The organism is Roseovarius atlanticus, from assembly GCF_001441615.1.
In the GTDB taxonomy this organism is placed as follows: Bacteria; Pseudomonadota; Alphaproteobacteria; order Rhodobacterales; family Rhodobacteraceae; genus Roseovarius; species Roseovarius atlanticus.
Genome location: NZ_LAXJ01000003.1, coordinates 177,494 through 192,584, shown reverse-complemented (window position 1 = coordinate 192,584; position 15,091 = coordinate 177,494). Strand labels below are relative to the sequence as shown.

Here is a 15,091-nt window from a genome sequence, read left to right as displayed (position 1 = left end):
CGGCCCGCCTTTGCACCGCACATAGCCTCATGTCCGACCCCGCCTCCAAATCCCACGGCCGCAAGTCGATCACCGCGTCGCTGAAACCGCGCAGCCTGATGGACGGCCCCGAACGCCTGGCCCGCGCGTGGTCGGCGCAGGTCATCACCCTGCTGCCCGACGCGTTTCCCGGCATCTTGGGCCACAGTCTCACCGGCAAGGCGCTGAAGGACGGCCTGTGGCAACTCGACACGATCGACCTGCGCCACTTCGGCGAGGGCAAGCACCGCAATGTCGACGACACGCCCGCCGGCGGCGGCGCCGGCATGGTGCTGCGGGCCGACGTGATGGGCCGCGCCCTCGACCACGCCCTGCCGCGTGCGCCCGAAGGCGCGCCGCTGGTCTATCTCAGCCCGCGCGGCACGCCCTTTACCCAGGCCATGGCGCGCGACTGGGCCACCCGCCCCGGCGTGACGATGATCTGCGGCCGGTTCGAGGGGCTCGACCAGCGCGTCATCGACCACTACGACATTCAGGAGGTCTCGCTCGGCGATTTCGTCCTCACCGGCGGCGACCTCGCCGCGCAGGCCATGATCGACGCCTCGGTCCGCTTGCTCCCCGGCGTGCTGGGCAACGAAAGCTCGACCGAGGAAGAAAGCTTTTCCGACGGCCTGCTGGAACATCCCCAATACACCCGCCCCGCCGAATGGCAGGGGCGCAAGATCCCCGACGTGCTGATGTCCGGCCACCACGGCGAAATCGCCAAGTGGCGGCGCGCCATGTCCGAAGACCTGACAAAGGCGCGCCGGCCTGATCTTTGGAACGCGCATTCAAAACGCAACGACTGACCTTCGCGCCAGCGGAATTTGCGCAAATTCCGCGATAGAAAATACGCATTTTCTATCCCGTTTTCTGCGCAGAAAACGGTCCGTCCCACGCTCAACACTCCTCTTGATCGACAGTCCGTTTCCCCCTATACACCGCCCGTCCGGGGCTCGACCGAGTCGTCCGGACCTGTTTGTTTGGCACAAGGGCCTGCTTTCTTCGGCACCCACCCGCCCGGCACGCAGCGCAGAGACAAAAGACATGACGACCTGACCTCCGGCGGGCACGTTCACGTGGACCCGATAGAAGACCAGGAGCTCTCAAGGCCGCGCATCACCTTTGCGGGACAACCGCAAGCAATTTAAGGAGTGGATCAGATGGACCTGATCGCTGAAATCGAGGCGGAACAAATCGCCGAACTGGGGAAAACCATCCCCGACTTCAAAGCCGGCGACACCGTGCGCGTCGGCTTCAAGGTGACCGAGGGCACCCGCAGCCGTGTGCAGATGTTCGAAGGCGTCTGCATCAGCCGCAAGAACGGCGAAGGCATCGCCGGCTCGTTCACCGTACGCAAGATTTCCTTCGGGGAAGGCGTGGAACGGGTGTTCCCGCTCTACTCGACCAACATCGACAGCATCGAGGTGGTGCGCCGTGGCCGCGTCCGCCGCGCCAAGCTGTATTACCTGCGCCAGCGCCGCGGCAAGTCGGCCCGGATCGCAGAGGTTTCCAATTACAAGCCCAAGTCGGGCGCAAACGCGTAAGGAGCGGATAGCATGAAAAAAGATCTGCACCCCGATTATCACTTCATCGACGTGAAGATGACCGACGGCACCGTCGTTCAGATGCGCTCGACCTGGGGCAAGGAAGGCGACACACTGTCGCTCGACGTCGACCCCTCCGTGCACCCGGCCTGGACCGGCGGCGGCACCCGCCTGATGGATTCGGGCGGCCGCGTGTCGAAGTTCAAGAACAAGTACGCCGGCCTCGGCTTCTAAGCCAAGCCGCCTGTGCATTTCGGAAACGCCGCTCCACCCGGGGCGGCGTTTTTCGTTTCCCGGGCAGGCATGGCGCAAATGCAATATTTCCGCGCGATCGTCTCAAACCGGCTTCAACCGGACCGTCATACACCATAAAGTGGCGCCCAAACCTGCAAGGCAGTTCGCCGGATCACAAGCGGGACACAAGGGCACGGGCATGGCACATATCATCGTCGTCGGAAACGAAAAGGGCGGGGCGGGCAAATCCACCGTCTCGATGCACGTGGCCACGGCACTCGCTCGCATGGGCTACAACGTCAGCGCGCTCGATCTCGACCTGCGGCAAAAGACCTTCGGCCGCTATGCCCACAACCGCACGGCCTATCTGGCCAAGGAAGGGCTCGACCTGCCCGGCCCGCATTACCACGACCTGCCCGAGGTTGACGCCGACAAGCTCAAGCCGGGTGAAAACCTCTATGACCGCCGGCTCTCGGCGGCGGTGGCCCAACTGGAACCCGACAGCGATTTCATCATCATCGACTGCCCCGGCTCCCACACCCGGCTCAGCCAGGTGGCGCATTCGCTGGCCGACACGCTGGTCACGCCCCTGAACGACAGCTTCGTCGATTTCGACCTGCTCGCTCACGTGGATACCGACGGGCTAAAAATCCTCGGCCCCTCGGTCTATTCCGAAATGGTCTGGAACGCGCGGCAGCTGCGCGCGCAGGCAGGGCTGAAGCCCATCGACTGGGTCGTCGTGCGCAACCGGCTTGGCGCGCAGCAGATGGTGAACAAGGAAAAGATGGGCGCGGCGCTGGAAAACCTCGCCAAGCGCATCGGCTTTCGCACCGCGCCGGGCTTCAACGAACGCGTCATCTTCCGCGAGCTTTTCCCCCGCGGCCTGACCCTGCTGGACCTCAAGGATATCGGCGTGAAGGGCCTCAACATCTCGAACGTCGCCGCCCGGCAGGAATTGCGCGATCTGGTCAAGGCTCTGAACCTGCCCGGCGTGACGGTCGATTTCTGACAGCGCTCAGCCGTCCCGACGCACATGCGACCCGTCGCCCAGGATGACGTCATCCATCGGCACGTCCCAGGGCTGGGGAAAGATCGTCTGCACGGGGCAGAAATCATGCCCCACCCCGATTATGCGCGGCCGCGGCACCAGCCCGGCCAGCGTCATGTCGTAATAGCCGCCCCCATTGCCCAGCCTGTAACAGCCGTCATCGACCCCCAGCAGCGGCACGATCACGATATCGGGCGTGACCGCGCGCGCCTCGGACGGGACCGGAATGTTCCAGATGCCGCGCGTCATTTTCGCGCCGGGGTGCCAAAGGTGAAACGCCACCGCGCGGCCCTTTTCCACCACCACCGGCAACGCCACCTGCGCCCCCGCCGCAACCGCCTGGCGCAGCCAGGGCCGCAGGTCCAACTCACCCCGGATCGGCCAGTACCCGGCCACGGTCTTGCCCGCGACATCCTCGACAACACGGGTCAACGTGGCCATCGCCGCCGCCGCCTGCCGGGCCAGCTCATCCTGTGACAGTTCCTTGCGCAGGGCATAAAGCCTTGCGCGGTCACTCTTGCGAAACTGCGCCACGTCGGCCCAAGTCTGCGCATCCACAAGGTGGCCACCCACCAGGTTCTGCGCGAAACACGGCGGCTCACCGCCCGTATCATCCTCCGCGCCGGTCACCGCCGCCGCCTGAGCGCCACCACGTTCGACACCAGCAGCGCCCCGATCACCACGGCACCGCCCACGATGGCCCAGCGCCCCGGATCCTCGCCCACCACGGCCCAGACCAGCAGCGGCGCCAGCACCGATTCCAGCAGGATCAGCAAAGACACCTCCGCCGAGCTGATATAGCGCGGCCCCAACGTCAGAAAGCACGTGGCGACCGCGATGAACGCCCCGTGCAACGCGAAAAGATGCCACTGTGCCGCCACCGGCACCCATGGCGACACGAAGGGCAGCACCACCAGCCCCGCGCCGATATAGGCCACCGGGATGGCCGGGATCATCGACACGTCCTTCAACTGCCGCACCGCCGTCAGCGCCCCGGCGTAAGAGGCGCAGACGATCACCGCCCAGACATCGCCCTTCCAGCTGGCGATCTCGTTCTCGCCCGAGCCATAGGCGATGATCGCCAGCCCCGCAAAGACGCCCAGCATTGTCAGCACCATGCGCCGGCTGATCCCCTCGCCCAGGAACACCTTGCCGAAAATGGCGGCAAAGACCGGCATCGAGGCAAAGATGAACACCACGTTCGCCACGCTGGTCTGCGTCACCGCCAGCACGAAGCCAGGCGCGGTCGAGCCCATCAGCACGATATAGATCACCCCGGGCCAGCCGGTGCTGAGCGCCGCGCGGGTCGAGCCGCGCGGCATGAAGGTCAGCACGCCCACCAGGATGAACACCCCGGCGGTGATCCCGCGCCAGAAGGCCACGACCAGCGGCTCTGCATCGATCAGCCGCACGAACAGGGAATCGGGCACAACGAACAACACGCCCAGCGTGGTCAGCAACAGCCCTTTGAGATGCGCATTCATGCCAGGAAACTGCCCGAAATTTGATCAGAAAGTAAAGCCCGGCGCCGCCGATTTCATCACGCCCGGGCGAAAGCTCGTCAGGGGGATCGAACGCACCACGCTCCGGGCCACGACAATGCCATGGGAAATCCATGGCGCAAATGCAAAGCAACGGGCGGGCCACCCGACATGCCTGATCCGGTTCAGCCCCGCCACCGCCACCAATTCCGTGCCCGACACACCCGCCCCGGCCCTTCGCGAAACCGCACGCACCCGCTCCGGCCACCGTTTGACACGCACGCGTCCATGGATTGCCCGTGAACTAGGCCGCGCTCTGCCCTTCCCGCGGCGGGCGCGCGCCCTCGGGGCAGGCGGCGCTCACATGGTCGATCAACGCCTGTTTCGACAAAGGCTTCGACAGGTAGTGGTCGATCCCGGACGACAGGATCTCGTCTTCGTCGCCGTCCATCGCATGGGCCGTCATCGCCACGATAGGCACATGCGCGCCGGTGTCCGCCTCGACCTGGCGGATCGCGCGGGCCGCCTCCTTGCCGTCCATCTCGGGCATCGAGATATCCATGAACACCACGTCGGGTTGGAACCCACGGTAGAACTCCACCGCCTCGGCGCCGTTCATTGCGAACTTCAGGTCGATATCCAGCCCCTTGACCATCTTGGAAAACACCAGCCGGTTGGTCTTGTTGTCCTCCGCCGCCAGCACCCGCATCACCCGGCTCGGCTCCTTGGGGCGCAGCGGCGGCACCTCACCACCCGGCAACACGTCCGCGACCTGCGCCAGCGCCGCGAAAAGCTCGTTGCGCGGAAACGGCTTCTGCAACACCGCGTCCACAAAGATCCGCCCCGGATCCTGATCGACGCTACCGGTATTGCCACTCAGCAGCAGCACCGGCGCCGCGTGTCCCGCCTCTTTCAGCGCCTCGGCCAGTTCGATCCCGTCCATGTCCGGCATCACGTGGTCGGTGATCACCAGGCTGACATCGTCCCCCATCACCTCCAACGCCCGCGCCCCGCTCTCACAGCAGACCACCTCGACTTCCAGCGCCGTGAACAGCCGCTCCAGGATCGACCGGTTCAGCGCGTTCGTCTCGACGATCAGCACCTTGCGCAACCCGTCGGGCACACTGAAATCTTGCTCCCCTCCCGGCTCGGCCAACGGCAATTCCACGGCAAAGCCAAAGGTCGAGCCTTGCCCCTCGGCCGAATCCACCCAGATGTCGCCGCCCATCAGCTTCACCAGCTTTTCCGAGATCGCAAGGCCAAGCCCCGTGCCCTCGAACTTGCGGTTGCTCTCGCCCTCCACCTGGTTGAACTCGCCGAAGATGTGCCCGATCTTGTCGTCGGGAATGCCGATGCCGCTGTCCTCGATCGTCACGTGCAGGCGCGCTGCACCCTCGGCCGCGCCCTCCGTGCCGACCACGCGCACCATCACGTGGCCGTCCTCGGTGAACTTCACCGCGTTGCCCAGAAGGTTCGTCATGATCTGCCTCAGCCGCCCCGGATCGCCCACGAACCGCGTCGGCAGGAACAGGTCGTAATCCACCAACAGGTCGATCCCCTTGTCCCGCGCGTTCACCTGCATCAGCATGATCAGCTCGTGAATGCAGCGTTCCAGGTCGAACGGCTCTTCGTGCAGCACCAGCTTTTCCGCCTCGATCTTGGAGTAATCCAACACATCGTTGATGATCACCAACAACGCCTCGCCCGAATTCTTGATCGTGTTGGCGTAAAGCAGTTGTTCCTCGTCCAACTCGGTGTCCTTCAGCAGCTCGGCCATCCCCACCACACCGTTCATCGGCGTGCGGATCTCGTGGCTCATGTTGGCCAGGAAGGACGACTTCGCCCGGCTCGCCATCTCGGCCTTGCGCCGCGCCTCCTTCAGCCGTTCCTCGTACCGGATCGTGTCGGTGATGTTCAGCGCCAGGCTCACCACGTCGCCGGTCTGGCCGCGCTGGTCGATCAGCTTGATGTAGGCCCCGTTCCACAGCCGGATGATCTCGGGCTCGGGCGCGACGGTCTGCCAGCGGTCCAGCATCTTTTCGCGCCACGCGGCGGGGTCGGCGTCCCCGATATCCACGACGCCCTCCTCGGTGACGCATTGCAGGATCTCGACATAGCTGATCCCCGGCTTGACGTCCTCCAGCCCCTCGAACACACCCAGCCAGGCGTGGTTGGCGGCGATCATCCGGCTGTCGGCATCGAAAAAGGCGAACCCGTCCTGGATCGTCTGGATCGAATGCCACAGCCGCCGCTCGGCAATCGCCACCTTTTCGTTGGCCACGTTCAGGTCGGATTTCACCCGCGCGTTCTCGTCGCGCACGGTCTGCACCTCGGCGCGGGTCTCGACGATCTCCTCGCTCAGCGCGCGGGCATGGCGGCCCAGCTTGCGATTCGCGGCCTGCAACTCGGCCTGTTTCTGTTCCAGCAGACGTTCGGCGGCCAACCGGGCGCGCCGTTCCTCCGCCAGTTTGTTGGCAAGGCTCATGCCCCAACCTCCGCCCGTGCCGGTGTCTCTTATACCCCCCAACTTCCCCGATTATGGTGAACAAGTGCTTAAACCCTGACCTGCCCCGCCAGCCAGAATCGTTGTCTTGGCGCAGGGGGCGTGGCACGATGCCGCCATACATTTAGGGAGGGCATCATGCTCCATCGCTTTCTCACCGCCATTTTCATCACCCTTTCCGCCAGCCTTGCCGCAGGGCACGCCACCGCCCAGGATGCCGTCCCCGACCGGCGCGAGGTCGTCACCAAGGATGTCGATTTCTACGGCGCCGATCTCGACCCGCTCTTCGACACCACGCTCGAGGCCTGCCGCAACCTCTGCTTTTCCAACAACGCCTGCCGCGCCTACACGTTCAACACCCGCTCCAATTCCTGTTTCCCCAAAAGCGCCCTGACCGAAACCAAGCCCTACGAGGGCGCGGTGTCCGCCGAGGTCTTCAACACCGACACGCGCGTTCTCAACGATGCGCCCGCCCGCACCGCCGATCTGGATTTCCTCAACCCCGGCGACCTGAACCAGGCCCGCGACCAGGCCACCGGCATCGGCGCGCGCCACCCCGGCGGGCAATGGGACGTGCCCGCCATGGTCAACGCCGCGCAGGACCGCATCGCGCAGCAGGATTACCTCAACGCGATGCGCTGGATGGGGGCCGCCGTGGCCCGCTCGGACGCCGCCGACCAATGGGCGGAATATGCCCGCCTGTCGCTCCTCATCCCCACGCAGAATGACTCCGAAAAACGCAACTATGCGGAACGCGCCTTCCAGGCCGCGATCAACGCCTACCTGCGCGCGCCCGGCGATCCCGCGCGCATCAACGCCCTTCTGCTTATGTCCCAGTCCCTGGAGACGATGGGCCGGGGCCAGGCCACCGTGCCCACCCTGCGCCTCGCCGAATCGATCCAGCCGCGCGACGACGTGATGACCGCGCTCGACGCCGCCATCGCCAAGTACGGTTTCCGCATAACCGATCACCGCGCCGACAGCGACAGCGCCCAGCCCCGCCTCTGCGCCGAATTCTCCGAACCGCTGGTCGAGGCCGGCACCGATTACACGCCCTTCGTGCGCCTGCCCGATCCCGGCCTGGTGGTCCAGCCCTCGGGCAACCAGATCTGCATTTCCGGCGTTCAACATGGCGAGCGCTATCGCGTCACCTTCCGCGAGGGGCTGCCCGCCGCCAGCGGCGAAACCCTCCAGCGCGACACCGAAATCACGCTCTACGTCCGCGACCGCTCTCCGCGCGTCGCTTTCCCGGGCAGGTCCTATGTCCTGCCCAAGGCCGCCGACACCGCCCTGCCGATCGAGACCGTGAACCTTACCGAGGTCGAGCTGCTGCTGCGCCGCGTCTCCGACCGCAACCTTCTGCGCACCATGCAGGAGGACTATTTCGGCCGCCCCCTCAGCCAGTACCAGGAACGCGAGTTCGGCAATGATATCGCCGAGGAGGTCTGGAAAGGCACCGGCGAGGTGCAGAACACCCTCAACCAGACCATGACCACCCGCCTGCCGCTGGGCGAGGTTCTGGCGGATGAGGCCCCCGGCATCTACGCCCTGACCGCCACCATCCCCGGCGCCGATCCTTTCGACAATCCCGGCGCCACGCAATGGTTCGTGCTGACCGACCTGGGCCTGACCACCTTCAAGGGCACCGACGGCCTGCATGTCTTCGTGCGCGGTCTGGCCGATGCCCAGGCGGAGTCCGGCGTCGAGCTGTCCTTGCTCTCGCGCTCCAACCGCGTGCTTGGCACCGCCACGACCAACGATCAGGGCCACGCCCTCTTTGCCCCCGGACTGACCCGTGGCACGTCCGGCTCCGCCCCGGCGATGATCCTCGCCAAGGCGGGCCCCGACGACATGGCCTTCCTGTCGCTCACCGACCCCGCCTTCGACCTCTCGGACCGCGGCGTCGAGGGCCGCCCTCCCGCGCCGCCCATCGACGTCTTCCTCGCCACCGACCGCGGCGCCTACCGCCCGGGCGAGGTGATCCACGCCACCGCCCTTGCGCGGGACGAACTGGCCGAGGCGATCCCCGGCCTGCCCCTCACGGCCATCCTGCGCCGCCCCGACGGCGTGGAATATTCCCGCCAGTTGTCCGGCGACGACGACGCGGGCGGCCATGTCTTCACCCTGCCCGTCGGCGCAAGTGTCCCCACCGGCAGCTGGACGCTCGACATCCTGTCGGACCCCGAGGCCGACCCGCTGGTCAGCCGTACACTGCTGGTCGAAGATTTCCTGCCCGAGCGCATCGACTTCGACCTGTCGCTGCCCGACGGCCCCATCCGCCCCGGCGACACGCCCCCGCTCACCATCGACGCGCGCTATCTCTTCGGCGCGCCGGGTGCCGGGCTGATCGCGGACGGCAACGTGCGCCTCATGGCGCGCACCACGCTCGACGATTTCCCCGGCTACCGCTTCGGTCGTCACGATGAACTGGTCGGCGGGCGCATCACCTACCTGCCCGGCGGCAAGACCGGCCCCGACGGCCAGCTTCAGATGGCCGCCGAAATGCCCGAATTCGACGTCACCGACCGCCCGTTCGAGGCCGAAATAACCGTCACCCTGCAAGAAGGCTCCGGCCGCCCGGTCGAACGCACGCTTTCCCGCATGCTCGCCCCCGCCGGCCCCATGATCGGCATCAAGCCCATGGCCGATGGCGTCGTCCCCGAAAACTCCGAAGCCCGCTTCCAGGTCATCGGCATTTCCCCCGATCTCACGCCCGTCCCGATGGACGTGAAATGGACGGTCAACCGCGTCACCACGCGCTACCAATGGTACCAGGATTACGGCTCGTGGAACTGGGAGCCGATCACGACGCGCGAACAGGTCGCCACCGGCGACGCCACGCTGGGGTCCAATCCGCTCACCGTCACCGCGCCCGTCGAATGGGGTCACTACGAGTTGGTCGTCGAACGCACCGGCGGCGACTACGTCTCATCCTCCACCGATTTCTACGCCGGCTGGTACGCTCCCGCCGACGCCAGCGACACGCCCGACACGCTGGAGCTGTCGCTGGACCAACCCGAATACACCCCCGGCGACACCGCCCAACTGCGCGTCGTGCCGCGCTATGCCGGCACCGCGCTGATCACCGTGATGTCAAACCACGTCATCGAACGCCAGGCCGTCGAGGTCACCGAGGGCGAGAACACCATCCCCCTTTCGGTCACCGAAGACTGGGGCGCAGGCGCTTACGTCACCGCGCAAGTGATCCGCCCGATGAACGTCAGCGCGGGCCAGAACCCGGCCCGCTCGCTCGGCCTCAGCTACGCCAAGATCGCCCCGGGCGACAAACAGCTCTCCGTCTCCATCGACGCCCCCGAAACCGCCGCCCCGCGCGGGCCGCTGGACGTCACCGTGAACGTGGACGGGCTGGCGGATGGCCAGACCGGCTATGTCACCCTCGCCGCCGTGGATGTAGGCGTGCTCAACATCACCGGCTTCCAGTCGCCCGATCCCTCCGGTCACTATTTCGGCCAGCGCCGCCTTGGCGTGGAAATCCGCGACCTCTATGGCCGCCTTATCGACGGCATGAACGGCGCCGAAGGCCAGGTCCGCTCCGGCGGTGATGCGGGCAACCCCCTCTCCGGCACCCAGCCGCCGCCCACCGAGGACCTCGTCGCCTATTTCACCGGCCCGCTGGAAATCGGCCCCGATGGCACGGCGCAGGCCAGCTTCGACATGCCCGATTTCAACGGCACCGTCCGCTTCATGGCCGTCGCATGGTCCCCCACCGCCGTGGGCCAGGCCGAGGACGAAACCATCGTTCGCGACCCCGTCGTCGTCACCGCCTCCCTGCCGCGCTTCCTCGCCCCCGGCGACGACAGCCGCCTGCTGCTGGAAATCCAGCACACCGAAGGACCGACCGGCCGCATGGGCCTCGACGTCTCCGGCACCGGCCTTACTTTGGGCGGCACCATCCCCTCCGGCCTCGAACTGGGCGACCAGGAAAAAACCACGCTCAGCCTGCCCATCACCGCGGGAGACGTGGGCGACGCTACCGTGCGCATCGCGCTCACCACGCCCGATGGCAAGCAACTGACCAAGGAGATGCCGCTTGGCATCCGCTCCAACGATCCGGTCATCGCCACCACCCGCCGCTTCTCTCTCGGCGCAGGCGACAGCTTCACGCTGGGCGACGACGTCTTCGCCGATCTGCGCCCCGACACGGCCAGCGCCATCCTCGCCGCCGGGCCCTTGGCGAAACTCGACGCGCCCCGCCTTCTGGCCGCGCTCGACCGCTACCCGTATGGCTGCACCGAACAGGTGGTCAGCCGCGCCATGCCGCTCCTTTACTTCAACCAGGTCGCCGCCGCGATGGGCCTCGCCTCCGAAGCGCAGGCACAGGAACGCATCGACCAGTCCATCGCCCGCATCCTGACCCGCCAATCCTCCGGCGGCAGCTTCGGCCTCTGGCGGGCAAGTTCCGGCGATTTCTGGCTCGACGCCTATGTCGCCGACTTCCTGTCGCGCGCCAGATCCGAAGGCTTCGACGTGCCAGACACCGCCTACACCATGGCGATGGACAACCTGCGCAACCGCATCAACTACGCGCCCGACTTCGACTCCGGTGGCGAAGACATCGCCTATGCCCTCATGGTCCTCGCCCGCGAGGGCGCGGCCCGCATGGGCGACCTGCGGTATTACGCGGACGTCAAGGCCCAGGCCTTCGCCACACCCCTGGCCCAGGCTCAGCTTGGCGCGGCGCTTGCCTTCTACGGCGACCAGACCCGCGCCGACCGCATGTTCGCCGCAGCCCAACAGACCATCAACCAGACCTCCGGCGACGAAGGCCAGGTCTGGCGGGCTGACTATGGCACCCGCCTGCGCGACCGCGCCGGCGTGCTGACGCTGGCGACCGAGGCGGGCAGCACCGCCGTCAACGCCGACGCCCTGGCCAGCGCCATCACCGCCGAAGGCCCGCACATGTCCACCCAGGAACAGGCGTGGTCCCTTCTGGCCGCCCGCGCGCTTCTCAGCGATCCGTCCGTCTCGGGCCTCTCGCTCGACGGCGAACCTGTCTCGGGCCCCTTCGTGCGCAACATCTCCGCCACGTCGCTCACGCCGCAGACCCTCACCAACACCGGCGCGAACGCCACAGACATCACGCTCACCACCCTCGGCGTGCCACTGACCCCGCCCGAGGCCGGCGGCTACGGCTACGCCATCGAGCGCAGCTATTTCGACATGGACGGCACCCCGATGGACCTGTCCTCGGTCCCCACCGGCACCCGCCTTGTCACCGTGCTGACAGTCCGCCCGTTCGAGAAAGGCGAGGCCCGGCTCATCATCGACGACCCGCTACCCGCCGGTCTGGAAATCGATAACCCGAACCTCCTGCGCTCGGGCGACGTGAGCGCGCTCGACTGGCTCGACCCCGCCACGACCGAGCATTCCGAGTTCCGCGCCGACCGCTTCATCGCCGCCGTCGACTGGCGCTCGGACGATGCGTTCCGCCTCGCCTACATCGTCCGCGCGATCAGCCCCGGCAGCTACCACCACCCGGCAGCCTCGGTCGAGGACATGTACCGTCCGCAATACCGCGCGCGTTCGGCGACCGGGCGCATGACTGTCACCGCGGAATGACGGGCAAGACCGTCGCCACGATCACTTGGCGCGCGCTCTATTGCGAGGGGCAGGACACCTGCCGCCTCGCCCGCGCCGATCACGGCTGGCTGCTGGTCGGCCACGCCCGCTTTCACGACGATGACGGCTTCGCCGCGCTGGATTACGTCGTGCGCTGCGCCGAGGACTGGCAGACCCTCGACGCCGACATCGCCGGCACCCATGGCGAGATGGACGTGCGCCTGCATATCGACCACCGCAATGGCGAATGGCTGCTGAACGAGACACCTCAACCCGGGCTAAAGGACGCCACCGACATCGACCTCAGCTTCACCCCCGCCACCAACCTCATGCCCCTGCGCCGCCTTGCGAAACAGCAGGACGACACCCTGACCACCCGCGCCGCGTGGCTGCACTACCCCGCCGCCACCCTCGCGCCGCTGGATCAGACCTATCAACGTACGCATACGTATGGCGCGATCGACTACCGCGCCGAACAGACCGACTACACCACCACGCTCGAAGTCAACGACGCGGGCTTCGTCACCGATTATCCCGGCCTCTGGCACGCGGAAGACCAGCATGTTCCGCTTTGACCGTCTCCTGCTGCTGCTGGCGCTCGCGCTCTTCGCCGCGGGCCTCGGCCGCGACAAGCTCGACCACTGGATCACGGCCACCGATCTTCCACCCCTCCTGACGCCGCTTTCCACAGAAGTCCGAGACCGCAACGGCACGCTTTTGCGAGTGTACACGGTCGAGAATGGTCGCTGGCGGCTCGGCGCCACGCCCGACGCGGTGGACCAAGGCTATATCGACCTCCTCATCGCCTACGAAGACAAGCGGTTCTACACCCATTCCGGCGTCGACCCCCGCGCCATTCTTCGCGCGACCGCGCAGGCGCTCTGGAACGGCGAGATCGTCTCGGGCGCCTCCACCCTCACCATGCAGGTCGCCCGCCTGCTCGAGGACAGCGGTACCGGGCAGCTTTCCGGCAAACTCCGCCAGGCCCGCGTCGCGCTGGCGCTGGAACGCCGCCTGACCAAGGCGCAGATCCTGCAACTCTACCTCGAACGCGCGCCCTTCGGTGGCAATATCGAAGGCGTCCGCGCCGCCAGTTACGCGTGGTTCGGCAAGGACCCCCGCCGCCTGACCCCCGCCGAAGCCGCGCTGCTCGTCGCTCTGCCACAATCCCCCGAATCCCGCCGCCCCGACCGGCACCATTTCCAGGCAGCCGAGGCCCGCGCCCGCGTCCTCGCCCGCGCAGAACGCGACGGCCTGCTGACGCCCAGCGCCGTGCAGGCGGCCCTGACCGAACCCGTCCCCCATGCCCGCCGCGCCTTCCCCTCCCTCGCGCCGCACATGGCCGACCGCGCGATATCCGACGATCCCGCGCGCCTGCGCCACGACCTCACGCTCGACGCACCCCTGCAAGCCGCGCTGGAACGCCTCGCCACGCACAGCCTGCGCGACCTGCCCGCGGACGTCTCCATCGCGATGATGATCGCCGACCACCACACCGGCGACATCCTCGCCTCGGTCGGCTCCGCCACCTACGGCATCGGCGACGCGCGCTCCGGCTTCGTCGACATGACACAGGCGATGCGCTCCCCCGGCTCGACGCTGAAGCCCTTCATCTACGCCATGGGTTTCGACCGCGGCCTCGCTCATCCGCAGACGCTGATCCACGACCGCCCCGTCGCCTTCGGCACCTACGCGCCGCAGAATTTCGACGGCGCCTTCCGGGGCGAGCTGACTGTCGCCGACGCCCTGCGCCAGTCGCTCAACATCCCCGTCGTCCTGCTGCTGGACGAGATCGGCCCCGCCCACCTGCTCGACACCCTGCGCCGCGCCGGCGTGCCGACCGAGCTGCCCGGCGACCAGCCCGGCCTCGCCGTGGGACTCGGCGGCCTCGGCGTGACGCTCGAAGGCCTGACCATCGCCTACGCCATGCTGGCAAATGGCGGCCAGACCCGCCCGCTCAACTGGCGTCAGGACGCCTCAAACCATACGCAAGCGAATGTACTGAACCGCGCCGCCGCCTGGCACGTCGCCGATATCCTCGCGGGCCTCGCGCCGCCCCCCGGCGCGCCCAAGCGCCGCCTCGCCTACAAGACCGGAACCTCTTACGGCCACCGAGACGCCTGGGCCGTGGGCTTCGACGGCCGCCACGTCGCCGCCGTCTGGATCGGCCGCCCCGACGGCACGCCCGTCCCTGGCGCCTTCGGCGGGGACCTCGCCGCGCCCGTGCTGTTCGAGGCATTCCAGCGCCTGAAACCCAAAGCCGACGCCCTGCCGCCGCCCCCGCCCGAGGCGCTGCTCTTGCCCACCGCCCGCCTGCCACAACCGCTGCGCCGCTTCGCCGGGCGCGATGCGGTGTTCCAACCGTCCGAGGATGCGCCAAAGCTGATCTTCCCTCCCGCCGGCGCCCGCCTGCCCATCCAGGACGGCCGCCTGACGGTCAAGCTGCGCGACGGCAAACCGCCTTTCACCTGGCTCGCCAACGGCACGCCGCAGAAAACCGGGACCCGCCGGCGCGAGGCCGAACTGACCGGCCTCGCCCGTGGCTACTCCAAGCTCTCGGTGATCGACGCCATGGGCCGGTCCAGCAGCGTCACCGTCTGGATCGACTGACCCCATTTTCTACGCAGAAAATGGCCCGCGAAACTGCGCAGTTTCGCAGCAAGAATTTTCGAAAATTCTT

The 15,091-nt window shown here is 67.1% G+C and carries 10 protein-coding genes; 7 read left to right on the top strand and 3 right to left on the bottom strand.

What is annotated here, in order from left to right; translation table 11 throughout:
- Window positions 1-29 precede the first annotated feature (29 nt).
- The 4 genes from trmD to XM53_RS04350 all read left to right on the top strand — a co-directional run bounded on the left by trmD (window position 30) and on the right by XM53_RS04350 (window position 2,808).
- Window positions 30-827: a tRNA (guanosine(37)-N1)-methyltransferase TrmD gene (gene trmD, locus XM53_RS04365; RefSeq protein ID WP_057790671.1), complete on the top strand. Its 798-nt coding sequence runs from the start codon at window positions 30-32 to the stop codon at window positions 825-827.
- A gap of 354 nt (window positions 828-1,181) precedes the next feature.
- Window positions 1,182-1,565: a 50S ribosomal protein L19 gene (rplS, locus tag XM53_RS04360; protein ID WP_057790669.1), complete on the top strand. Its 384-nt coding sequence runs from the start codon at window positions 1,182-1,184 to the stop codon at window positions 1,563-1,565.
- Between the two features lie 12 nt (window positions 1,566-1,577).
- Window positions 1,578-1,799 carry a 50S ribosomal protein L31 gene (gene rpmE, locus XM53_RS04355; protein WP_057790667.1) on the top strand — a complete coding sequence of 74 codons (222 nt, stop codon included), beginning with the start codon at window positions 1,578-1,580 and terminating at the stop codon, window positions 1,797-1,799.
- Window positions 1,800-1,998: 199 nt separating this feature from the next.
- Window positions 1,999-2,808, top strand: a complete 810-nt coding sequence (locus XM53_RS04350; RefSeq protein ID WP_057790665.1) for a division plane positioning ATPase MipZ — start codon at window positions 1,999-2,001, stop codon at window positions 2,806-2,808.
- A gap of 6 nt (window positions 2,809-2,814) precedes the next feature.
- Here XM53_RS04350 and XM53_RS04345 read toward each other — a convergent pair whose 3' ends face one another.
- From XM53_RS04345 to XM53_RS04335, 3 genes are all read right to left on the bottom strand, one after another.
- Window positions 2,815-3,477, bottom strand: a complete 663-nt coding sequence (locus XM53_RS04345; protein ID WP_057790662.1) for a 5-formyltetrahydrofolate cyclo-ligase — start codon at window positions 3,475-3,477, stop codon at window positions 2,815-2,817.
- Window positions 3,474-4,331 (bottom strand): DMT family transporter, encoded by an 858-nt coding sequence (locus XM53_RS23680; protein ID WP_057790660.1) that lies wholly within the window; start codon window positions 4,329-4,331, stop codon window positions 3,474-3,476. The genes XM53_RS04345 and XM53_RS23680 overlap by 4 nt, the downstream gene beginning before the upstream one ends.
- A 301-nt stretch (window positions 4,332-4,632) precedes the next feature.
- Window positions 4,633-6,813, bottom strand: a complete 2,181-nt coding sequence (locus XM53_RS04335; RefSeq protein ID WP_057790658.1) for a response regulator — start codon at window positions 6,811-6,813, stop codon at window positions 4,633-4,635.
- 156 nt (window positions 6,814-6,969) lie between these two features.
- On the opposite strand from XM53_RS04335, the gene XM53_RS04330 reads away from it, so the two are divergent.
- From XM53_RS04330 to pbpC, 3 genes are read left to right on the top strand one after another with little or no spacing between them, the layout of a single operon-like run.
- On the top strand, window positions 6,970-12,411 hold the full coding sequence (locus XM53_RS04330; RefSeq protein WP_082630731.1) for an alpha-2-macroglobulin family protein: 5,442 nt from the start codon (window positions 6,970-6,972) through the stop codon (window positions 12,409-12,411).
- On the top strand, window positions 12,408-12,986 hold the full coding sequence (locus tag XM53_RS04325; protein WP_057790656.1) for a putative glycolipid-binding domain-containing protein: 579 nt from the start codon (window positions 12,408-12,410) through the stop codon (window positions 12,984-12,986). Before XM53_RS04330 ends, XM53_RS04325 begins: the two co-directional genes overlap by 4 nt.
- Entirely contained in the window at window positions 12,973-15,021 is a 2,049-nt protein-coding gene (gene pbpC / locus XM53_RS04320; RefSeq protein WP_057790654.1) for a penicillin-binding protein 1C, read from the top strand. The genes XM53_RS04325 and pbpC overlap by 14 nt, the downstream gene beginning before the upstream one ends.
- The last annotated feature ends 70 nt before the right edge of the window (window positions 15,022-15,091 follow it).

Excerpts from the sequence above, each read along its gene's own strand:
- XM53_RS04330 (WP_082630731.1), top strand. The coding sequence starts at position 6,970 with ATGCTCCATCGCTTTCTCACCGCCATTTTCATCACCCTTTCCGCCAGC.
- rpmE (WP_057790667.1), top strand. The coding sequence starts at position 1,578 with ATGAAAAAAGATCTGCACCCCGATTATCACTTCATCGACGTGAAGATG.
- XM53_RS04325 (WP_057790656.1), top strand. The coding sequence starts at position 12,408 with ATGACGGGCAAGACCGTCGCCACGATCACTTGGCGCGCGCTCTATTGC.
- XM53_RS04350 (WP_057790665.1), top strand. The coding sequence starts at position 1,999 with ATGGCACATATCATCGTCGTCGGAAACGAAAAGGGCGGGGCGGGCAAA.
- trmD (WP_057790671.1), top strand. The coding sequence starts at position 30 with ATGTCCGACCCCGCCTCCAAATCCCACGGCCGCAAGTCGATCACCGCG.
- pbpC (WP_057790654.1), top strand. The coding sequence starts at position 12,973 with ATGTTCCGCTTTGACCGTCTCCTGCTGCTGCTGGCGCTCGCGCTCTTC.
- XM53_RS23680 (WP_057790660.1), bottom strand. The coding sequence starts at position 4,331 with ATGAATGCGCATCTCAAAGGGCTGTTGCTGACCACGCTGGGCGTGTTG.
- rplS (WP_057790669.1), top strand. The coding sequence starts at position 1,182 with ATGGACCTGATCGCTGAAATCGAGGCGGAACAAATCGCCGAACTGGGG.
- XM53_RS04335 (WP_057790658.1), bottom strand. The coding sequence starts at position 6,813 with ATGAGCCTTGCCAACAAACTGGCGGAGGAACGGCGCGCCCGGTTGGCC.